Raw genomic sequence first — 21939 nt, 5'->3', positions numbered from 1 at the left:
GGCGATTCGAGCAGCAGCGCGGGACGAGGCCGCCGATGTTACGTATCCAGAATCTCCGCAAGGTCTTTCCGAACGGCGTCGTCGCGATTGACGATCTCTCGCTGACGGTCCCCGATGGCGAGTTTCTCGTCATCATCGGCCTGAGCGGGTCCGGTAAGTCGACGTTGCTGCGCTGCATCAACCGCCTCGTCGAGCCGACGTCCGGCAAGATCTGGCTTGACGATGTCGAGCTGACCGCCCTGCCACCGAGCCAGCTGCGCGACGCGCGTAAGCGGATCGGCATGATCTTTCAGCAGTTCAACCTCGTGAAGCGGTCGAGCGTCATCACGAACGTGCTCTCCGGCCGGCTCGGCTCGGTCAGCCCGCTGCAGAGCATGTTCGGGCGATTCCCAGCGCAGGACTACGACCGGGCCTATGCCAACCTCGACCGCGTCGGCATCCCCGAGAAGGCGAACCAGCGGGCGGACACGCTCTCGGGCGGCCAGCAGCAGCGGGTCGCCATCGCGCGGGCGCTGATGCAAGAGCCGAAGCTGATGCTGGCCGACGAGCCGGTCGCCAGCCTGGACCCGGCCACGTCGCACTCGGTGATGAAGTACCTGGAGGAGATCAACCGCCAGGACGGTATCACCGTGATCTGCAACCTGCACTTTCTGAGCCTGGCCCGGCGCTACGCCACGCGCGTCCTCGCGCTGAAGGCCGGCCAGATCGTGTACGACGGCCTGCCGGCCGACATCGACGAGGTGCGCTTTCGCGAGATTTACGGCGAGGACGCCGTCGAGGTGGAGATTCACTGATGGCACAGACCGAGATCGCGCAATCCATCAGTCGGACGCCGGCCCCTTCGGCCTTCCGGAAGGCCGGCCCGGGCGGCTTCATCACCTCGTGGCGCAACTTCCTGTTCATCATCATCGCGGTGGCGGCGCTGGCGTACGGCTGGCGGGTGACCCAGGTGGACTTCGTCTCGCTGGTGGTGAACCTGCCGAAGTCGGAGCGGATCTTCACCGGGCTGATGCAGCCAGACGTCATCGCCCAGACCTACGAGATGCGGCAGGTGCAGGCTCCGCTCCAGGTCGGCGGCGTCGAGGCGGGGCGCGAGTCGCGGACCGAGATCCCGGGCGGCGGCTCGCTGGTGGTCTCGCCCTCGCCGATCCAGCCAAATCAGCCGTTGTCGATCACCGTCACCGGCGCCGCCCCGAACAGCGATCTCAACCTGATCCTGGTGGACTTCAACAACACGCCGCGCCCGATCCGCCGCAATGAGAAGACGGACGCCAGCGGCAACTACACGCTGTCGTTCCCGTTCCCGGCCTCGGTGGGGCTGGGGGCGTATCAGGTGCGCGCCGAGACGGCCACGGCAACCGGCAGCTACCGCCTGAGCGAGACGTTCGTGACGGCGCTCGACAAGATGATCGAGACGATCTTCCTGGCGCTGATGGGGACGTTCTTCGCGCTGGTGGTCAGCGTGCCGCTGAGCTTCCTGGGCGCGCGCAACCTGATGCAGGGCAGCCGCGTCGGCTGGACGATCTACTACCTTGTGCGGACGCTGTTCAACGTGCTCCGCTCCATCGAGACGCTGATCCTGGCCGTCATCATGGCCGTGGTGGTGGGCCTGGGGCCGTTCGCGGGTGTCATGGCCATTGTGATCCACTCGATCGGCGCGATGGGCAAGCTCTACTCGGAGTCCATCGAGAGCATCGATCCCGGCCCGATCGAGGCGATCACCGCCACGGGCGCGAACCGGCTGCAGGTGGTGCTGTTCGCGGTGCTGCCGCAGGTCGTGCCGCAGTTCCTGTCGTTCACCATGTACCGCTGGGACATCAACGTCCGGTTGTCCACGGTCATCGGGCTGGTGGGCGGCGGCGGCATCGGGTTTATCCTGATTCAGTACATCAACTTGCTGCAGTGGAATCAGGCGGCCACGGCGCTCTGGCTCATCGGCATCGTCGTGATCGTGATGGACTACGCCTCGGCGATCATCCGCGAGAAGCTGGTGTAGCTAGCGGCGGGGCTGCGGCGTCGGGATGGCCCAGGTGATGTCCCCGACGCTCGCCTGCATCAGGTCTACCCAGCGGGCGTTGTCGGGGTGCTTCAAGAACGCGCCCTCGCAGGTGTCGGCGGGCAGGGCGCGCAGCTCCGTCCAGCCCTGCGGTGAGATCGTTGCCCGAAGCTGGAACGCATCCTGGCCGGACGCCACCACGATGTCGCTGGCGACGTAGTCTACCAGCGGAAAGGTTGGTAGTCCTCGCCGCTCGCGCTGGAGGCTGACAGCCATCCAGCCAGCCACCACCTCGGCGTGCCGCTCGACGTAGGCGGCGCCCTGCCCCGTGAACAGGGCGCTGGTCGGATCGATGGTCACGCCCTGCCGACCCATGTACGTGGCGTACGCGGCGCGCACGGCGGCTTCGGTGTCGTTTGTCTGCGGGAAGCGCTCCGCGGCGTCGGTGCAGCGCGAGGCAAGCGGCACGGCGGTGGCTGTGGGCGACGGGGCCGGTACCGGGCTGGGCGGCGGGGCCGTGGGTGATGGCACCGGTGAAGGCAGGAGGGTCGAAGCTGCCGGCGCAACCGCCAGGTTGGACGACGGCGCGCGCTCGACGGCTGACGGCGATACCAGCGCCGAAGCCGGCGGCGCAGGCGGGCGCACGGGAATCAGCAGTGCGCCGCCGATGACCACCGAGACGACGGCCACGCCGCCGGCGGCAAGCAGCCAGCGCCCGGCTGACCTCGTTGCGGGAGATGCCCCCTTCTCTGCTGGCGGGAGCGGGGCCAGGGGTCCGGGGGAACCCACGGGCGCGAGCATCTCGGCCAGCGCTCGCAGCACCCGCGCCTCGGCCTCGGCGTCGCCGCGCTGCCGTGCGATGGCGGCCAGCCGGTCGTACGGCCGGCGGTCTGTCACGCCGTCGCGCACATTGCGCTCGTAAGCGTCGGCGGCCTCGTCCAGGAAGCCCCGCGCTTCGAGGATCAGCCCCAGCTCGGTGCGGGCACGCTGCTGCTCGGCCGCGCTCCCGTCGCGGAGCAGGGCCAGCCAGTGCTCGACGGTGGGGGCGTCGTCCACGTGCAGTGAACCTCAAAGGGAGCCGTCTCGGAACGTCGCCGCGGAGTGTACCGCGTGTTGAGCGCTGCCCGCCGAAGGGGTATCCTCGTGGCAGCGGCACACAGATTCTGTGCGCGTTGCACCAGCGAGGACGATGTGAGCAACCCCATCGGCACCGACGGCCGACCGCATTTTGCCGTCGGCTCGGCACTCTTCGGCGTCTTTGTCACCATCAACGAGGAGCAGATCAAGCTCGTCAGCGACCTTGGCTTTCCCGGCCTGGAGCTGTACGGCGAGTCGTACCAGGACTTCGCAGAGCGCAAGGACGATCTGAAGAAGATGCTGGCCGACTACGGCGTGACGCTGATCACCATCTCGAACCGAGGCTCGGTGAACGGCCGGCCCGTGGACTTCATCACGCCCGAGCTGCGCCAGGAGACCATCGACGATCACACGGCCTGGGTGCGCGACAACCACGGCACCTTTGGCTGCAAGCACTTCAAGATCAACATGGGGCGGCGCGGCCCGAACGGCACCAGCGACGACGACATGAAGGCGCTGGCGGACGGCCTCAATCAGCTCGGCAAGAACACCGCCGACCTGGGGGTCAAGCTCAGCCCGCATCCGCACATCTGGGGGCCGGTCGAGCGGCCGGAGGAGATCAACCGGCTGATGGAGCTGACCGACCCACGCTACGTCTCGCTGCTGCCGGACACTGCCCACCTCAACCTGGGCGGCGGCGATCCGCTGGCCTTGATGACGGAGCACTACGGCCGTGTCGACGCGATCCACTGGAAGGACACCAGGGCGAAGTACCGGGGCTTCACCGGCCCCACGCCGACCCGCGAGGAGCACCTGCAGGAGATCCTCTACAAGGATCTCGGGACCGGTGGGGTGGACATCCCCGGCATCTGGCAGATGCTGCTGGCGCGCGGCTACTCGGGCTGGATCACCCTGGATCTGGACCCGCCGCGCCCCAATGAGGGCGAAGGCTCCTACGCGGACAAGCTGCGGATCAACCACCGCTTCCTGCTGGAGCGGCTGCAGGTCGCGACGCTGTAGCGAGCCGTTTCAGAACGCGCAGGCGTCCGGGCCTGCGCTGTGCGTGCGAGTCCCTCTGTCGTCCTGAGCTTGCGAAGGACGACATGGAAGCTGGTACGCACTCCTGTACATCTGCCATCGGCTCCCCTGTCGGAACTGCCCGCCCATACGTGCGTGCGGGGGAGAGGGGCCGTGGTGAGGGCGTCCCAGCGACCGCAGTCAGCGCAGCAGCCTGATGCGGTGGGCCTCGCTGTCCGCGACGTACAGGCCGCCGCGCCCGTCCACGCAGATGCCGTGCGGCCGGTTCAGGCGGCAGGCCAGCGGATCAGGCTCCGGACCGTCGCCACGCTCGCCGTCGCCCAGGACCGTCGTGATGATGCCCGTCGCGAGGTCGATGGCGCGGATCGCGTGGTTCTCGGTGTCCGAGATGTAGAGGATGCCGCGTGGATCGAGCGCCAGGCCCTTCGGGCCGGCCAGCGTGGCTGCTGTGGCTGGCCCGCCGTCGCCCGTGTACCCCTGCTCGCCCGTGCCGGCCAGGTGCTCGATGCGGTTGGCACGAGGGTCCAGACGGTAGACGGTGTTGCCCTCACGCAGGGCCAGGTAGAGAGCGCTGTCCGGCCCGACGACGATGGTGCGCGGACCATCGAGCGGCGTGCCGGTCATGCGCGCGCCGTCGGCGGTCCGTCTCCGGAGTCCGTTGCCCGCGAAGGTCGTGATGATCCCGGTCGGGTGATCGACGCGGCGGACCCGGTGATTGCCGATGTCGCAGATCAACAGGTCGCCGTTCGGCGCAAACGCGATGCTGTGCGGCTGGTTTAGTTGCGCCCAGATGGCCGGTGCGCCGTCTCCGCCGAAGCCAGCTTCGCCGGTGCCGGCGACGCGCGAGATCAGGCCGGTCCCGAGGTCGATCATCCGGACAGCGTGGCTGTCGCGCTCGACGACGAGCAGCCTGCCCGCGTCGTCAAACGCGATCTCGTGGGGCATGTTCAGCGACGCGTCCAGCGCGGGGCCGCCGTCCCCGCCTGAGCCGCGCTGACCGTTGCCGGCGACGTCCGTCACACTGCCGCTCTGGAGATCCAGCCGGCGAACCTTCTGGTTGCCGACTTCGCAGAAGTACAGCGCGCCGTCTGGCCCGATGGCGAGCCCGTACGGGTCGTTGACGCCGGTTGCAGCGTCGCCGGGCGTGCCGTCTCCCAGGACGGTGGTGACCGTGGTCATCGGTCTGCCCTCGCTTTCGTCTTCGCGCCGGGCGTGGAGCCGGCAGCGATGAATGGTATCGCCTGGTTGTGGCGTGCGTGCCCTGGAGGCTTGCACAGCCTACAGTTTGGCGGTCTGCTCGTAGACGCCACGCCAGCCGGCTGGGATCGGCTCACGGGCCGGCGACTCGGCGCGCGCGGCCATCTCGACGGCGGCGCCGTCCCCTGGCGACCGCTCGGCAGCGGCCCCGAAACTACCGGCTGCCTCGGCGAACCCCCGTCTATCCCGCCGTCCACGATCCTGCTCACGCCAGGCTGGGCGACGGTCGCAATGGTACCCGCTGACTGGCCGACCGTGCCGTTTTCTCGCGGTCGCGTGGCGATCCTTCGCATCTGCCGCGCCCCGCGAGGCGGCCACGACAGGCCGCCGTGTCGACCGTATCGTGGCGGCAGCAGAGGATGCTATGCTTCTGGACGCTGGTCCCCCCGAAACGGTTCGGCTACCATCCTCGGGAAGCTCAAAGGGGAGGGGGACGCGGAGTCTCGGCAACGTCCGCGTCCCGGTCAATGGGGTCCATCGCTCGGTGGCCTGCGCTCGAAGCGCTCCACGATCCGCACTTCAGAAAGCTGTGGCTGGCGGGCCTCTGCGTCAACGTCGGACGGTGGCTCGACTTTCTGGTGCTCGGCTGGCTCGCGTTTGAGCTGACGAACTCGCCGTTCATGGTCGGGTTGGCGGCGTTCTGCCGCTTCGCGCCGATGGTCGTGCTGGGGCTGTTCGCCGGCCTGCTGATCGACCGGCTGCCGCGCGGGCGGGTGCTGCTCGCCGTGCAGGTGTCGAACGTGATCGTGTCGTGCTTGCTGGCGCTGCTGTTTGCGACCGGCCACGGCGATCTCTGGCTGCTGATCGGCCTCGAAACGATCATGGGGATCGCCTGGTCCGTGGATTTCCCCTCGCGGCGGACGGTGCTGTTCACCCTGGTGGGACCGAAGCGCGTCACCAACGCCGTGTCCCTGGAAAGCGTCTCGATGCAGGGCACCAAGATCGTCGGGCCGGTCCTGGGCGGCGTGTTGCTCGGCGGGTTCGGGCCGGTCTGGTGCTACGTGACGCTGGCCGCCCTCTACGTGATGGCGCTCTCGCTCACGTTCTCGCTGACTCGCACCGCGAAGCTGCCGGCGGCCCGCCCGACCGGCGAGTCGATGCTGGCCGGGCTGGTCATGGGCTTTCAGGAGGCCCGCTGGCAGCCGGCGATTTTCGGCGTGCTGATCCTGACGGTGGTGATGAACGGCCTGGTCTTCCCGTACCAGCAGCTGATGCCGGTCTTCGCGCGGGACGTGCTGAACGTCGGGCCAGAGCTGCTCGGGGTGCTGGTGGCGGCCGGCGGCGTCGGCACGCTGGCCGGCGCGTTGTGGACGGCCGGCCGCCGCGACTTCATGGCGCACCGGCAGTTGTTCGCCGGGGGCTGTCTGCTCGGCGGCATCATGGTGGTGGTGCAGTCGTTCACGCCGGACCTGTGGATCGCCCTGCCGATCCAGGTCGCCATCGGGCTGGCGGATGCCGGCTTCGGCACCATGCAGAGCACCATTGTGCTGCTGGCGTCCCACGAGCGGGCGCGCGGCCGGGTGCTCGGCATCCTCTCCGTCTGCATCGGCACGAACCCGTTCGGAGCGCTCGCCGTCGGGTACATCGCCACGTATGTGGGTGCGCCAACAGCGTTCGGCGCGGCGGCGGCGCTGGCGCTGATCCTGATGGCCCCGCTGGCTGCGCGGCTGTTCGCCGAAGGCTCTGCGCCGCTGCGGGTGGTGCGCGAGGAGCGGCTGGCCTGACGCGGTCGCGCCGGGCGCGCGGCCTGCCCGGCCCCCATCCGCCTGCCTGAGCGTTCCCCCTCTTGGAGGCCGTCTCGGACGGCGTGGCCGAAGCGAGGCGTGCGCTCCTCAGACGGCGATGCGCTGCCGTGACGAAAATCCAGCGCCTGCTTGACAGGTGGTTGGTACACTTGTCGCCAGGAATCGACCATTGATGGCGTTTGCCCCCCGCGTTCTGGCGCTCCTTTTCGCCCTCGTGATCCTGGCCGGCCAGCCCGCCGTCGTGAGCGCCGCCGAGCGCGCACAGCAGGAGCGGCGGGCCGGTCCCCTTGTGATGCGCTGGGTCGGCGCGGACGACGCCGCGGGGCAGGCCGAGTTCGCCTGGTACGCCACGGCAGTCGAAGAGGCGTACGCCGACGTGCTGGGGGTGTTCGGCAGCGCCATCCGCTCCAGCGGGACGGCGTTCCGCACGGAGGTGGTTGTCACGCTCTACGGCGACGACGCAGCCTACGCCCGCGCCAACCCGATCGCCGCCCGCGAGGATGGCGTGCTGGGCCACGCGCAGCCTCAGGCGGGGACCATTGGGATCGCGGTGGCGCGTCTGCGGGACAAGGGCGAGGGGTTCCGCCGCGACGCCGTCCGCCACGAGCTGACGCACATCGTGCTGGGCGACCTTTCGAAGCAGCGCCTGCCCATCGGGTTTCAGGAGGGCATCGCGCAGTACCTGGAGCGGGATCTCGAGCAGCGGCAACGGTTCGCACGGACGGTGCAGCAGGCCCGCGACGCCGGCCGCCTCCTCAACTTCACGAACCTGAACCAGCAGCGACCGTTCCTCTCCGCTGCTGGCGTGGCCTATCCGCAGAGCTACTCGGTCGTGGTCTTCCTGGCCGAGCGTTACGGCTTCGGGAAGCTCATCCAGCTGGTGCTGGCGACCCGCGAGGCTCGGACGCTCGACGCGGCGATGAAGGCAACATTCGAACGGAGCGTGCCGGAGCTGGAGGCCGAATGGCAGGCGTTCCTGCCGGGCTTCGTGGAGGGCGGCTGGCAGCGCAACGACCTTGACCTGTTCGATCTTGCCGCGCCGCGCCAGTTGATGGTGGCCGGCAAGTACGCCGAGGCCCGTGACCTGTACGACCGCGCCTCGGCGATGCTGGAGAGCATCGGGCAGCCCGAGCGGCTGGCGCAGGCGCAGGCTGAGCGGCAGCGGGCGGTCCTGGCCCTCGAGGCGACAGACTTCAGCACGCGCGGGATGGCCGCGCTCACCGACCACAGCTACGAGACGGCGGCCGACCTGTTGGCACAGGCCGAGGAGCGTTGGCGCGCCACTGGCGATCTCCGTCGGGCCGAGTTGACGTTCATGGCACTGATTCAGGCCCGCGATGGGCAGAACGCACTGGTGCAGCTCGACGCAGCGCGGCAGAACCTGGCCGGCTGGCGCTTCCAGGAAGCTGACGACCTCGCGTACACGGCCGGGCACGTGCTGGCCGAGCTTGGCGATGCGGCCGGTACTGACGCCGCCAGCGCGATCATGCGCGACGCACAGCGGCTGCGGACGAACCTCGGTATCGCGGCCGCCGGTGGTGGTGCAGCCTGTGTGGTGCTGCTGGCCGTCGCCTGGGCCGTGGCGCAGCGCCGCCAGCCGAAGCCCGCGCCCGTGCGGCCGGGCGTGGCCACCATGGAACAGGACTGGTCCCTATGAACGAGCAGCGGTGTGCAGGCGCCACAGGTAGGAGGCGACTCGGATGAGCGTCGCGCAGGCTCCCGGCAGCGATCCTCGCGCGGCCTTCCTCTTGGAGATCGGCGCGGTCCGGCAGCGGCTCTGGCTCGAACGGGCTGGCGTCCTGGTGACGCGCGGCCTGATGCTCGGCTTTCTGCTGACGCTCATCCTGGCAGCCGGTGGCTGGTTCCTGAAGTTCACGGTGCCGCCGCTCTGGTACGCCGTGCCGTTGCTGGTCCCGATGCTGCTCGGCGGCCTGATCTCGTTGCTCTACTACCCTTCCGTGACGACGGCTGCGCTGATCATCGACCGGCGGCTGGAGCTGGCCGAGCAACTGGCGACGGCCGCCGAGCTGATAACCGAAGGCTCGGATGAGCCGGTTGCCTGGGCTCAGGTTGAGACGGCGGCCGAGGCGGCAGCCTGGGCGCAGGAGAACTGGCGGGGCGGGCCGCGCCTGGGCCGCGACCTCGCGCTGACGGCCGTGCTCGGGTTCCTGGCGGCAGCGGCGCTGCTCCTGACGGGGCCGGATGGCCGTTCGTTGATCCCCCGCCAGTTGACGCCGCAGCAGGAGGAGGTCGCTCAGGTGCAGCCCAGCTCGCAGACCGGCGCCAAGCCGACGCAGCCGCCGGCCGCCCAGCCGTCGCCGCAGGCGCAGCCACAGGGCCGCACCGGCGGCGTGCAGCGGGCCGTGCAGGAGATCAAGCGCTCACGCGAGGGCGGCGGGCTTGACGCCAGCGAGGCTTCCCGGCGGCTGGGACAGGCCGAGGCTGAGCTGAGCCGCCTGACGGGCCAGTCCAACACGGACCAGCAGTCATTGGGGCGGCTGGCGCAGGCGCTCGACCAGATCGCGGCGGGCCACCAGGCGGCCGAGGCGCTGCGACGCGGTGACTACGAGCAGGCGGCGCGTTCCATCGCCGAGCTTGGGGCGGAGTCGGATCAGCTGTCGCAGGAGGCGAAGAGCCAGCTCGCGCAGGCGTTGCGGCAGGCCGCGAACGACTCCGCTGCCTCGCCGGAGCTGTCGCAGGCCGAGCGCAAGGCGGCCGACGCGCTCACCGGCCGCGACTACGAGCAGGCCGCCCGCGCCATGTCCGACCTCGCCGATCAGGTCACCACGCGCGGCCGGAACGTGATCCCCCAGGCCGAGCAGAACCGCGCCTGGGACGCCGTGAACCAGGAGCGGCGCGCGCAGGGCCAGCCTGACAGCCCGGGCAGCGCTCGCAACCAGCAGCAGGGGCAGCAGGGGCGTGGCCAGCAAGGACAGCAGGGCCAGCAGCAGAACCAGGGGCAGCAAGGGCAGAACGGCCAGTCGCAGCAGCCGCAGAACGGCCAGGGGATCGGCACGGCGCCATCCACGGGCGGCCCGCCCGGCGAGCAGCAGGCCGATGGCGAGCCGGCTCCACGCCTGGAGGCCCAGGGAAAGCCCGTTGAGGTGGACCTGAAGCCGAACGAGAAGCCGGGGGCACGGCCTGGGGATGCCGACCAGCCCGACGACAAGCCGCGTGACGACGCCGGCGCGATCCGGTCGTCGTCGAGCGCGGCCCCGGGCCAGGTCACGTCGTCTGCGCCGCCCGAGATGAACTTCGTGCCGAGCGGTCGGCGCGATATCGTGCGGGAATACTTCCAGGGGCCGGGCGAGGCCCGTCCGCAACCGTAGTACCGTGATAATGACGGCGACCTCGGCATCGCCCCTTCGGACGGCGCGGCGCGCACGGCCCACGTGCGTGTCCTCGTCGCTGTACCGATGCGTGGCGTGGGGACGGGGTCGTCTGGGGCCGCGAACAGGAGCACCCGTTGGCAGCTGAACGAGGAGGGGCGGTGAGCGAAGCGCCGCGCGAGGTCGCAGACCTACGAGAGACGGCCCGCCTGATCGAGAGCGAGGTTGGCCGGGTGATCGTCGGCCAGGAGACGGTCGTGCGGGGGGTCGTGATCGCCCTGCTGGCCGGCGGGCACGTGCTGCTCGAAGGCGTGCCCGGCCTGGGCAAAACGATGCTGGTGCGGACCCTGGCAGATGTCTTGCACCTGCAGTACAGCCGCATCCAGTTCACGCCCGACCTGATGCCGGCCGACGTCTCCGGCACCAACGTGCTGCTGGAGGATGCGCACGGGCGGCGTGAGTTCACGTTCCAGCCTGGGCCGATCTTCGCCAACCTCGTGCTGGCCGACGAGATCAACCGGGCCACGCCCAAGACCCAGGCGGCGCTGCTGGAAGCGATGCAGGAGCAGACCGTCACCGTCGCCACGACGATTCACAAGCTGCCGCGCCCGTTCTTCGTGCTGGCAACGCAGAACCCCATCGAGATGGAGGGCACCTATCCCCTGCCCGAGGCCGAGCTTGACCGCTTCTTCTTCAAGCTGAACGTTGGCTATCCGACCCGCGAGCAGATGAACGAGATCGTGCGGCGGACGACCTCCAGCGGCAGCGAGCCGGTCCGGCGCGTAGCTGACGGGCGCACCCTCCAGTCGATGCAGGCGCTTGGGCGGCAGGTGCCGATCGCCAGCCACGTCACGGATTACGCCGTGCGGATCGTCCTGGCGACGCACCCCGGCGGGGAGGGCGCACCCGACGTGACCAACCGGTACGTGCGGTACGGGGCCAGCCCGCGCGCCGCCCAGGCCATCGTGCTGGCGGCGAAGATCCTGGCGCTCTTGAACGGTCGGCTGAACGTCTCCTTCGAGGACGTGCGGCGGGTGGCGGCTCCAGCATTGCGCCATCGCGTGCTGGTCAACTTCGAGGCCGAGTCGAAGTCCGTCACGGCCGACACGGTCATCCGCCAGATCCTCCAGTCCGTCCAGGAGAACGGGTAGCGATGGCCTGGCCGCGCTGGCTCGGCGGGCGTGGCGGGGGCGGGGCGCCGCCGGCGCGGCCGGCCGCGCCGGACGCCCCGCTCATCGACGAGTTGCTGCTGCACCGGCTCGAGCGTCTCTCGCTGGCGCCGCGCCGGCCCGTCGCGGGGGGGCTGGGCGGCGAGCACCGCTCCAGCGCGCGGGCCTCGTCTACGGACTTCGCGGACTACCGCCAGTATGTGCCCGGCGACGACTTCCGACGGATCGACTGGAACGCCTACGGGCGCTCGGGCACGCTGTACGTGAAGCTGACCGAGGCCCGCGAGCAGTTGCCCGTCCACATCCTGCTGGACGCCAGCCAGTCGATGGCCTGGGGCACGCCTGGCAAGCTGCGGTACGCCAGCCAGCTTGCGGCGGCGCTCGGGTACGTCTCGTTGGCCCGCTACGACCGTCTGACCGTCACGGCGCTCGGGGAGACGCCCCACCAACTGCGGGACGTGCGCGGGCGTGGGCGGCTGCCGACCGTCCTCAGCTTCCTGTCCGGCCTGCGGCCCGGTGGCCGGCTCGATCTGAACGGGGCGCTGACGAGCTACCGGGTGAACCGGCGGGCCGGCGGCATGGCGATCCTGATCTCGGACCTGCTCTCGCCAGAGGGCTTCGAGGATGGCCTGGATCACCTGCTGTCGGCCGGGCTGGATGTCATTGTGCTGCAGGTGCTCAGCCCTCAGGAGCTGAGTCCTGCCGAGGGCGGCGACGTCGAGCTGATCGACGCGGAGACCGGCGAGATCGTCGAGGTGAGCCTGACGGCGCGGATGATCGGGATCTACCGCGAGCGGCTCGACCGCTGGTGCGCCGATGCCGAGGCTGCCTGCACTCGGCGGGGCGTGACGTACTTCCAGGTGCGGACGGATACGCCGCTCGAAGACCTGTTCCTGGATCAGCTGCGGCGCGTCGGCATCCTGCGCTGAACGGCGGACGCCGTCGTCAACCGGAGGACGTCCCTCCTGCAGCGGGTCAGGCGGGCGTGGCTCCGGACCGCCTGTCGCCCATCACCAGCACCACCGCCGCCCGCAGCTCGGCCAGCGTGACCGGCTTTCCGATCACCAGATCGACGCCTGTCGGCCGCTCCCCGACCTCGTTCATCAGGTCGCCGAGCCCCGTCAGCATGATGACGGGCGGACTCTGGCCCTGCTGCTCCAGGGTGGCAGCGAGCTGGTCGCCGCCCATCTCGGGCATCGCGCGGTCCGTGATGACGAGATCGAACGCCCCCGGCCGGTACTGCTTCAGGGCTTCCTCGCCGTTCGCGACGGCCTGGATGGCGTGGCCGTCCACGCGCAGGTAGCTGGTCAGTATCTGCCGGAGCGACGGCTCGTCCTCGGCGAGGAGGACGCGCAGTCCGCGCGCACGTGGCCGCTCGGGCGGTGGCGGCGCCGCGGCGATCTCCAGCGAGGCCGCAAGCGGGTGGAAGCGCATCGTGAAGATGGTGCCCTGGCCCGGCTCGCTGGCAACGATGATCTCGCCGCGATGTTGTTGGACGATGCCCTGGACCATCGGCAGGCCCAGGCCGGTGCCCCGGTCGCCTTTGGTCGTGTAGAACGGATCGAAGATGCGCTCGCGGATGTCGGTGGTCATGCCGGTGCCGGTGTCGGCTACCTCGACGGCCACCATATCCTCATCCACGCGGGTGCGCAGCGTGAGTGTGCCGCCCTCTGGCATGGCGTCTACCGCGTTGATGATCAGGTTCGCCAGGGCCTCGCGCAGCTCGCTGGCCCGACCGCCGATGGTGGGGACGGTCCCCAGCTCCGAGGTGACGCGGATCGTCCGGCCGCTCGCCTGGGCCTGTGCTCGCCAACGGGGCTGCGACAGCGAGATGGCCTGCGCCACGATGTCGTTGATGTGTACGGGCGGCAGGTCCAGCGTGGCAGTGCTGGGGCGTGAGAACTCGCGGAGGCGCGCCACGACGGCGGTGGCGTCCTGCGCGGCTGCATGGATGCTCTGGAGTTGGGTGCGCCGCCGGGTGGGGTCCGCGGCGATGGCCTCGTCGGAGAGCAGCAGCTCGGTGAAGCCGACGATCATCGAGAGGGCATTGTTGAAGTCGTGAGCGATGCCGCTGGCGAGCTGGCCGAGCGCCTTCAGCCGCTCCTGGCGCAGCATCACCTCCTGGGTGTGCTGGACGTCCGAGAGGGCCTGTTCGAGCCGCTCGCGTGTTTCACGCTCGCGGCTTTGCAGCTCGGCGAACGGCGTCATGTCCTGAAACATCAGGATGAGCAGTGGCTGGCCGTCAGCCGTGGTCGGGGTGATGCTGACGGCGACCGGCAGGTCACGACCGTCCGCGCGCCGGGCGTCCAGCGGGTTGGACTCGCCGAGCCGCCAGCCGGCGCAGGTGCTCGTGGGCGGCGTGGGCGGCTGCTGCGAGGACGGTGGGGTCAACGAGATCGGGGCGAGCCGCGTGACCGGCTGGCCGGCGACGCGGCTGGTGATGTGGCCGAAGAACCGTTCGGCGGCCGGGTTGAGGGAGACGATTCGCCCGTCCGCATCGACGGTGGCCACCGGGTCAGGCACGTGGGTGAAGAGGTGGGCCAGCAGACGCCGCTCGACCGCGCCACGTGCGGGGCCAGCGCTCATCTGCAGGCTGGGCGTGGTGGGGAACGCTCGACGCTCAGCGTCTCGGGCCGCCTCGTCGGCGAGCGCCGGGGTGGGGAACGCAGATGGCGCGGCTTTTGCTGGCGCGTGCTGGCTTTCCTGGACACGCCCAGTCGCAAGGCGTGCCAGCAGCGCACGAACGCGCCTGCTGAAAGTGCCGTTCATCGTGGTGACTCATTCCCCGATCGGGCACGCATTCAGGTAGGTGATGCGCTCCCGCCGTCTCCCCGCCGCGACGAGCCCGGGCTGGGATCGTCACCCCGACATGATGACGCACGTGTCCCCCTGTTCACCAGTGCGATGCCGTGAGCCGTCAGGTGTCAGGTGTCAGCGGGCAGCAGACAGCGGGCAGCGGGCAGCGGACGGCGGACGGCGGGCAGCGGACGGCGGACGGCGGACGGCGAGCGGCGGGCAGCGGACGGCGAGCGGCGGGCAGCGGACGGCGGGCAGCGGGCAGCGGACGGCGGGCAGCGGGCAGCGGGCAGCGGACGGCGGGCAGCGGGCAGCGGGCAGCGGGCAGCGGGCAGCGGGCAGCGGGCAGCGGGCAGCGGACGGCGGGCAGCGGACAGTATGTCATCCTGAACGAGCGAGCTTGCGAGCGACGTGAAGGATCTCCCAACCTTGACGGTCAGCGGGTGAGGTCCTTCGCTACGCTCAGGATGACAACTGGAACTCGCGCTCTTGCACCGACATACTCGCACGGCTGACGGCTGACGGCTGACGGCTGACGGCTGACGGCTGACGGCTGACGGCTGACGGCTGACGGCTGACGGCTGTCAGCGGCGGTGGGCCTGGATGCGGCCCTGCGAGAGCGTATCGGAGATCTGGAAGACGATCCGCCCACGGCTGTCGCGGATGGTGATTGACACCTGATCCCGCCTGCCGGACTCGCCGCCGTCCACCACGGTCCAGGTGGCCGTAGCAGCGGAGCCGTCCGCCAGCCGACCAGTGCCGGCCCCGGTGTGGGTGTCGAACCCGACACGGCGCCCGGTGTTGGCGACGGATGGGTTGTCTGTGCAGGTTGCGCCTGTCAGGTTGGTCAGGTGGAAGCGGCCCCACCCGCCTCGGCGCTCGTCAGGGTCGTTGTCGCGGCGACGGCGCTCGCGACGGTCACGGCCCCAGTTGTAGGCGTCTCGGTCGTCCCAGTCGCGATCATTCCAGTCGCCATCGTCCCAGTCCTGGACGTTCCAGTTGCGTCCACTCCAGTCGCGGTCGTCCCACTCCCACTCTGGGCGCCGGTCGTTGCGGTCGCGGGGGTCGCGGGTGCTGGTCGCCTGCCAGATCAACTCGAGCCGCTTGGGCTTCCGGTTGACATCGCAGGAGAGCGCCAGGGCAATCGAGGCCGACTGCTGATCCTCGCGCAGGACGCCGCCACCGGAGATCCAGCCGTCCGCGCCCGAGGTCGCAGGGGTAGGCGTCAGAGTGGCAGTCGGTGTGCGCGTGGGCGTTGTCGCCATAGTGGCTGTGGCCGTGAAGGTGGGAGCCGGCGTGCGGGTCGGGCTGGCGGTAGCCGTCATGGTGGCCGTGACCGAGGGCAGCGGGGTGCGCGTGGCGCTGGCGGTCGCGGTGGGTGGCTGCGGAGCATGGGTGGCCGTGGCCGTCGCGGTGGGCGGCACGGGCGTCGCGGTGGGCGGCACGGGCGTCGCGGTGGGCGGTACCGGTGTCTGAGTCATGGTCTGCGTGGCCGTGGGCGGCACCGGGGTGTGCGTCTTGGTCGCGGTGGGCGTAGCGGTCATGGTCGGGTCGGTCTCGACTACGAAGCCGATGGTCGGGGTTGGCGTCACGGTAAAGGTCGCTGTCGGAACGGGCGACGGCGTGAGCGTGACCGTCATGGTGGCTGTGGCCGTCGCGGTGGAAGTCGGCGTGAAGGTCGGCGTTGCCGTCGGGACTGGGGTCTCGGTGGCCGTGGCCGTCGCCGTGTTGGTGAGCGTGGCTGTGGCCGTCGCCGTGTTGGTGAGCGTGGCTGTGGCCGTAGGAACGGGGGTCTCCGTTGGCGTGCTGGTAGCCGTATTTGTCGCCGTGGCCGTAGCCGTGGGCGTCTCGGTTGGGGTGTTTGTTGGCGTATTGGTCGCCGTGGCGGTCGGTGTGAGCGTCGGGGTCTCTGTGGGCGTATTGGTCGGTGTATTCGTGGCGGTCGGTGTGAGCGTCGGGGTCTCCGTGGGCGTATTGGTCGGTGTATTCGTGGCTGTAGGTGTCAGTGTCGGGGTCTCAGTCGGGGTGTTGGTCGCCGTGGCCGTCGCTGTCGGGGTCTCAGTCGGGGTGTTGGTCGCCGTGGCCGTGGGCGTCAGCGTCGGCGTGTCGGTGGGCGTGGGCGTCGCGGTGGACGTCGCGGTTGCCGTCTCGGTCGGCGTCGCCGTCGGGGTCTCGGTGGGGGTTGCGGTGGGCGGCAGCGTTGGCGTCGTCGTGGCCGTCATCGTCATCGTGGGCGTCGGCGTGGACCACTTCTCAATGGTCACGGGCTGCACGAGCAGGTTGTTCTTCTCGCTCTGCTCGAAGCGCTCGCCCCAGATGTCGGCAATCGCCAGCAGGTACCAGGTGCCGGCCGCCACGTCGGGCACGGTCACGGTGAAGGTGCGGGTGTACGATGCGCCAGGCTCGAAGCTCTCGCCGGAGTACGCCCGCGAGGCGATCACGGTGTCGTTGCCGCTGAAGGTCTGGTCGGATGAGAGGACGAGGGCGTCGGTCCAGACGGGCGCCGAGGGCCGGTCGCCGATGTTCTGCACGGTGAACCCGAGCGACACTTCGGAGCCGGTCAGCAGCGGACCGCCGGGCGTCTGGATGCTGGCGGTGGTCAGGTCGGGGTTGGGAAGTGGGGGATAGTCCACGCTGACCGGGATCGCCAGCGAGTTGTTGGCGAACGACGCCTCGGTCAGATCGGCTGTCAAGTTGGATTTCAGGACCAGATACCAGTCACCAGGGGGCGCACTGGGGACGGTGAAGGTGACGCTGTTGGAGTACGACGCGCCAGGGGCCAGCACGCCGGGGCCGTCCGCGCCACCCAGGTAGCGGTCGCTGGCGATGGCGTTGGGGGTGTTGGCGAGGTAGAGGGCGTCGTTCCAGGCGCCGGACAGCGGGGCGCTGCCGACGTTGGTGACGGTGAAGGTGGCGGTGTAGGTCAGGCCGAGGAGCAGCTGCCCCTTCGGCATCGGGACGGACAGGCTGTCCGGCCGCAGGTCTGGCAGGCTCTGGGCCATGGCCACACGCGGCTGCAGCCCGAGCAGCCCGTCGAGTACGGCTCCGGTCGGGCCGCCAAGGCCCACAGCCACGACGACGAACGCCGTGAGCAATCTCGCAAGCGTAGGACTGACCCGCACGAGAGGATTCCGCCCCTGTCACCGAGTGGTCGCCGATGCGTCTGTCCCGCGCAGACGTATCGCGCACCCACGTTGATGATCGGCAGAATGGGGGAGAACGACATGCCCATCCTGACTATTCCGTCGCCGCAACAGCGCAACGGACTAGTCAGTGTGTGGTGCATCACCTGGGCAGACGGCGCGGTCTCTCGCGCTACCGCGAGGTGTCTGAAGTTCCGTCGCCTGTGCGCAATAGATGGCCTTCGGAGGCCCCGTTTGCGCGCAGGCGCGGACTGCTGCTCGGGCTGCTACTCGGCGCGCGGCTCTTCCCAGGGGTTCTTCCAGAACCGGACGCCGTCCCCCACCTCGCCCCACTCCGCGGCTGGCCGTTGTTCGAGCGCCTTGCCGAAGTCCAGCCCCGGCGGCGGGCGCAGGTTCGCGCCGAGCGTCTGGTCGAAGTGGGAGGCGATCTCGTCGGGCGTCAGGCGGCGGTCGGCCTCGATGCGCCGCATCGGCGTGGGCTGGGCCAGCAGCGTGTAGCCGTAGCCGAACGAGTGGAACGCCTGCCCGTTGACGTGCGCCGCCTGCTCCGAGGCGAGGTAGACCACCAGCGGCGCGACGTTGTCAGGGTCGCGGGCGGTCCCCTTCGCCGCCTCGCTGGGCCAGACGCCAGTCCGCTCGAACTCCTCGCGGGCGCGCGGGGTCGAGTCGATCATGCGGGTCGCGCCGCTCGGCAGGATCGCGTTGCAGGTCACGCCGTAGCGGCCCATCGCGTTGGCGGTCGACCACGTCAGCCCGAGGATGCCCGCCTTCGCCGCGCCGTAGTTTGGCTGCCCGGCCGACCCGAGCGCCGAGACGGACGACATGCTGATGACCCGGCCGTACTTCTGCTCGCGGAAGCGGACGGAGGCCGCCTGCGTGCAGTTGAACATGCCCTTGAGGTGGACGGCGATCACGGCGTCCCACTCGGCTTCGGTCATGTTGAAGAGCATGCGGTCGCGCAGGATGCCGGCCACGTTGACGAGGATGTCGATGCGGCCGAAGGCGTCCACAGCCTGGTCGATCATCGCGTGGGCCTGGTCCCAGTCCGTGACCGAGCCGTAGTTGGCGACCGCCGCGCCGCCGTGGGTCAGGATCTCGTCCACCACCTGATCGGCCGGCATCTTCTCCTCGCCCTCGCCGCTCAGGCTGACGCCGAGGTCGTTGACGACGACGCGCGCGCCGGCGGCGGCCAGCGCCATCGCGATGCCCCGCCCGATGCCCCGTCCCGAGCCAGTCACTACGGCCACCCTGCCGTCGAGCATTCCCATGCCAATCCTCCCGGGCTGTCTCGCAGTCGATTGCATTCCGTTTGCGGCAGGGTAGCACGACACGGGGTGAGCAGGCGGCGTCAGCCGGTCGGCCGCCGTGTCAACTTCCGGCCGGCTCGCGGCGCATGCCCCAGACGGTCATCCCGAGCGCCGGCACGTCGATCTGCCCGCCGACCTTGAAGCCGTGGCGCTCGTAGAAGGGGATAGTGCGCTCGTTCGAGGTCTCCAGGTAGGCGGGGTACCCTTCCTCGTCCACCATCTCCAGGGAGGCTGCAAGCACCTCGCCGCCGACGCCCTGCCCGTGCATGTACGCCTCCACGCCGATCAGCGCGAGATACCAGTGCGGGTCCGGGGCCACCTGCTTGTGCAGCGCGGAGGTGGCGCGGCCAAGCTCCTGGAGGCGCTCCCAGGCTTCCGGTCCGAGCACCGTGAGGCCGTCCGCCAGCCCCGTGTCGGCGGCCTGCTCGTCGTCCGGCGCGACGTTCTCGGGCGCCCACCAGACGGCCGCCGCCTGGACTGTGCCATCCTCCTCGACGGCGGCGATCACGTCGCCGTAGGCCAGCCCGTAGACGAGGTGCGACTCGAAAAACCAGCGGCAGGCGTCCTCGCGGATGTCGGGATCTGGCGCGATGATCTCCAGCAGCGTGGTTCCCTCGAAGGCCCGCGCCAGCATCTCGGCCGCCGAGACGATCTCGTCCGGCTCAAGCTCGCGGACCTCCATCTCGAACTCTTCTTCTTCTTCCTCGTCGTCGTCAGGGGCGGGCACGGGAACGTCAGTCGGCATGATGAGAAGCTCACCCCTCGCCCCCTTCCCCTCTTCCGCACGCGGCAGAGGAGGCGTTGGAGCGGCGCTGTCGGTTGTGTACGATGGCGCTCGGCCGGGAGCCGGGCGATGCCGCTTATGATGGGGCAAGCGCGCGCAGGGCTGCCTCAACCTGGGCGGCGGCCTCGGTGTTGCTCAGGCCAGCGCCGACACGCACCGGCTGCCCGGCGACGATCCGCAGCGGTCCCATTCTCGGGATGGTCCGGCCTTTCGGGAGGATGCGGTACGGGCCGTCCAGGTAGACTGGCACGACCGGCACGCCAAGCTCGCGAGCCAGCAGCCCGATGCCTGGCTTGAACGGGGCGATCTCGCCGGTGGTCGAGCGGGTGCCCTCGGGGAAGACCAGCAGGCTGTAGCCGCTGTCCGCAAGGTCGCCGCAGTGCGCGAGGCTCGCCGCGACCGGGCCGGTCCGGTGAAACGGGAACGCCCCGAGCGCCAGCGACGCGACGAACGCCGTCCGCCGATCCGCGAAGAAGTAGTCGGCGGCAGCGGCTACGGCCGTCCGACGCCTTCTCGCCTCGGGGAGCGCGGCCAGGACCGAGAGGCTGTCCAGGTGGCTGGTGTGGTTGGCGATCAGCAGGGCCGGGCCGCGCAGGCGCTCCAGGTGCTCACGACCCTCGACGGTCAGCGGCCGGCCGAGCAGCCGCAGGAGTGGGAGGAGGACGGCGTCCTGCAAGACGGCCCGGAGCGCCCGCGCCGGCAGCGAGCGCGGCCAGCCCGGCAGCGGGGCCGGCGGCGCGGTGTTCGTGGGTTGCTCCAGCGCCGCGAGCAGATCGCCCACCGTCCGTAGCTCGGCCATCTGCTCGTCGGACAGCGAGCGGCCAAGCTCCTCCTCGAGCAAGACGGCCAGCTCCACCCGCCCCAGCGAGTCCAGGCCCAGATCGAGGTGGAGGTCTGACGCCGGGGCGATCCGGCCAGCCGGCCGACCTGTTGTGCGCGCCAGCAGCCCGATCAGCCGGGCCTCGGGCGTGTCGGCGTCGAGGGCGGTCGGGCCGTGCTGTGGCGGCGCGTGGCGATCCACCAGCGCGGCCAGCACTTCGCCACGCTTCACCTTCAGCGAGGGTGTGCGCGGGAGATCTGGCTCCGGCCAGACGGACCAGCCGCCGATCTGCTGCTGCGGCCCCAGCTGGCCGTTGGCGCGCCTCACGGCAGCCTCGGCGCTCGCCTCGCCGCCAGACGGGTCGGCCGGGATCACGACGGCGTGAACCTCCACGCCACTGCCGCGCGGCCGCCCGACGACGGTGCAGTCGCGCACGGCGGGATCGGCCCGCAGGACCGGCTCGATGTCCTCCGGGAAGACGTTGCGCCCGTCCGACAGGACGATCATGTCCTTCTTGCGGCCCCGCAGTCGCAAGGCGTGCTCGTGCGCCTGCTCGCCGCGCTCTGGGTCTGCCGGCAGGGCGCCTGTCACCCACTCGCCAAGGTCGCCGGTGCGGTACCAGCCGTTCTCAAAGCTGGCGGCGGTGGCGGCAGGATCGCGCCAGTAGCCGGGCGTCACGTTCGGCCCGCGCACCAGCACCTCGCCGTCTGCCGCCAGCCGCAGCTCGACGCCCGGCAATGGCCAGCCGACCGTTCCAGGCTCGCGGTGGTCGTAGCGGTTGGACGCGACAATCGGGGCGCACTCCGTCGCGCCGTAGCCCTGGATCACGCGGACGCCGAGCCGCTCCCAGGCGGCCTGAGTCTCGGGGGTCAACGGTGCGCCACCGCACAGGGCCATCCGGAAGCGTCCGCCGAGCTTCTGGTGAAATGCGCCAAACAGCCGGGGCCGCAGGGCGAACGGCAGACGGGCGGCGGCAGCGTGCATCAGCTCCCAGGCGCGCCGCTTGCCCGCCCGGTCGATCTCCCGCTCGACGCCCCCCAGCAGCAACGACAGGACTTCGGGGACGCAGATCAGGATGCCGATGCCGTGCCGCTGGAAAGCGGCCAGAATCGAGCTGGAGCGGCGGCTGGTGGCGTAGTAGACCGTCGCGCCGGCGTTCAGGGCGGCCAGCAGCCCGGCCGTCTGCTCCATCATGTGTGAGAGCGGCAGCAGTGAGAGGAGTCGCTCCCCGACCTGGATGGAGAGGGCCGCCCGGGCCGCCTGGACGTTCGCCAGGATGTTGGCGTGGGTGAGCATGACGCCCTTGGGCGCGCCGGTGGTCCCGGAGGTGAAGACGACCTCCGCGAGGCCAGAGCTGAGCGTGCCCTCACCCCCTGGAGGGCCCTCCCCCCCCAGCCCCCTCACCCGCGCACAGGGAGAGGGGGCGCAACGCGAGCGTCGGGTGTCTCCCCCACGCCCGCGCACAGGGGGAGGGGGCG

The 21939-nt window shown here is 70.3% G+C and carries 15 protein-coding genes; 8 read left to right on the top strand and 7 right to left on the bottom strand.

The window, feature by feature from the left end; translation table 11 throughout:
- Positions 1-35 precede the first annotated feature (35 nt).
- Together phnC and phnE are read left to right on the top strand one after the other, a co-directional pair.
- Entirely contained in the window at positions 36-794 is a 759-nt protein-coding gene (phnC, locus tag IT306_13445; GenBank protein ID MCC7369426.1) for a phosphonate ABC transporter ATP-binding protein, read from the top strand.
- Positions 794-1996 carry a phosphonate ABC transporter, permease protein PhnE gene (gene phnE / locus IT306_13440; protein ID MCC7369425.1) on the top strand — a complete coding sequence of 401 codons (1203 nt, stop codon included), beginning with the start codon at positions 794-796 and terminating at the stop codon, positions 1994-1996. The genes phnC and phnE overlap by 1 nt, the downstream gene beginning before the upstream one ends.
- On the opposite strand, the gene IT306_13435 is transcribed toward phnE, so the two are convergent.
- Entirely contained in the window at positions 1997-3052 is a 1056-nt protein-coding gene (locus IT306_13435; protein ID MCC7369424.1) for a hypothetical protein, read from the bottom strand. It abuts the gene before it with no gap.
- A 135-nt stretch (positions 3053-3187) separates the two neighbouring features.
- On the opposite strand from IT306_13435, the gene IT306_13430 reads away from it, so the two are divergent.
- Positions 3188-4093, top strand: a complete 906-nt coding sequence (locus IT306_13430) for a TIM barrel protein (protein MCC7369423.1) — start codon at positions 3188-3190, stop codon at positions 4091-4093.
- Positions 4094-4291: 198 nt separating this feature from the next.
- Here IT306_13430 and IT306_13425 read toward each other — a convergent pair whose 3' ends face one another.
- Entirely contained in the window at positions 4292-5290 is a 999-nt protein-coding gene (locus IT306_13425; protein MCC7369422.1) for a hypothetical protein, read from the bottom strand.
- 545 nt (positions 5291-5835) lie between these two features.
- Here IT306_13425 and IT306_13420 point away from each other — a divergent pair.
- The 5 genes from IT306_13420 (at position 5836) to IT306_13400 (ending at position 12540) form a co-directional block, all read left to right on the top strand.
- The gene (locus IT306_13420; GenBank protein ID MCC7369421.1) at positions 5836-7092 is read left to right on the top strand and encodes an MFS transporter; all 1257 of its coding nucleotides are present in this window, start codon (positions 5836-5838) and stop codon (positions 7090-7092) included.
- Positions 7093-7285: 193 nt separating this feature from the next.
- Positions 7286-8770: a hypothetical protein gene (locus tag IT306_13415; GenBank protein ID MCC7369420.1), complete on the top strand. Its 1485-nt coding sequence runs from the start codon at positions 7286-7288 to the stop codon at positions 8768-8770.
- 43 nt (positions 8771-8813) lie between these two features.
- Positions 8814-10442 (top strand): hypothetical protein, encoded by a 1629-nt coding sequence (locus IT306_13410; GenBank protein MCC7369419.1) that lies wholly within the window; start codon positions 8814-8816, stop codon positions 10440-10442.
- Positions 10443-10603: 161 nt separating this feature from the next.
- On the top strand, positions 10604-11593 hold the full coding sequence (locus tag IT306_13405) for a MoxR family ATPase (protein ID MCC7369418.1): 990 nt from the start codon (positions 10604-10606) through the stop codon (positions 11591-11593).
- A 2-nt stretch (positions 11594-11595) separates the two neighbouring features.
- Positions 11596-12540, top strand: a complete 945-nt coding sequence (locus tag IT306_13400) for a DUF58 domain-containing protein (GenBank protein MCC7369417.1) — start codon at positions 11596-11598, stop codon at positions 12538-12540.
- Between the two features lie 46 nt (positions 12541-12586).
- Here IT306_13400 and IT306_13395 read toward each other — a convergent pair whose 3' ends face one another.
- From IT306_13395 to IT306_13375, 5 genes are all read right to left on the bottom strand, one after another.
- Complete coding sequence (locus IT306_13395) at positions 12587-14380, bottom strand: response regulator (GenBank protein MCC7369416.1); 1794 nt, start codon at positions 14378-14380, stop codon at positions 12587-12589.
- Between the two features lie 611 nt (positions 14381-14991).
- Positions 14992-17481: a hypothetical protein gene (locus tag IT306_13390; GenBank protein ID MCC7369415.1), complete on the bottom strand. Its 2490-nt coding sequence runs from the start codon at positions 17479-17481 to the stop codon at positions 14992-14994.
- A 335-nt stretch (positions 17482-17816) separates the two neighbouring features.
- Entirely contained in the window at positions 17817-18818 is a 1002-nt protein-coding gene (locus tag IT306_13385; protein ID MCC7369414.1) for an SDR family oxidoreductase, read from the bottom strand.
- Between the two features lie 100 nt (positions 18819-18918).
- Complete coding sequence (locus IT306_13380) at positions 18919-19602, bottom strand: GNAT family N-acetyltransferase (protein ID MCC7369413.1); 684 nt, start codon at positions 19600-19602, stop codon at positions 18919-18921.
- 115 nt (positions 19603-19717) lie between these two features.
- On the bottom strand, positions 19718-21865 hold the full coding sequence (locus tag IT306_13375) for an AMP-binding protein (GenBank protein ID MCC7369412.1): 2148 nt from the start codon (positions 21863-21865) through the stop codon (positions 19718-19720).
- Between the last annotated feature and the right edge of the window lie 74 nt (positions 21866-21939).

The sequence above is a fragment of the Chloroflexota bacterium genome (genome assembly GCA_020850535.1).
Lineage (GTDB): Bacteria > Chloroflexota > UBA6077 > UBA6077 > JACCZL01 > JADZEM01.
Note: the sequence above shows the minus strand (reverse complement) of the source record. Positions and strands in the feature narration are given on the sequence as shown.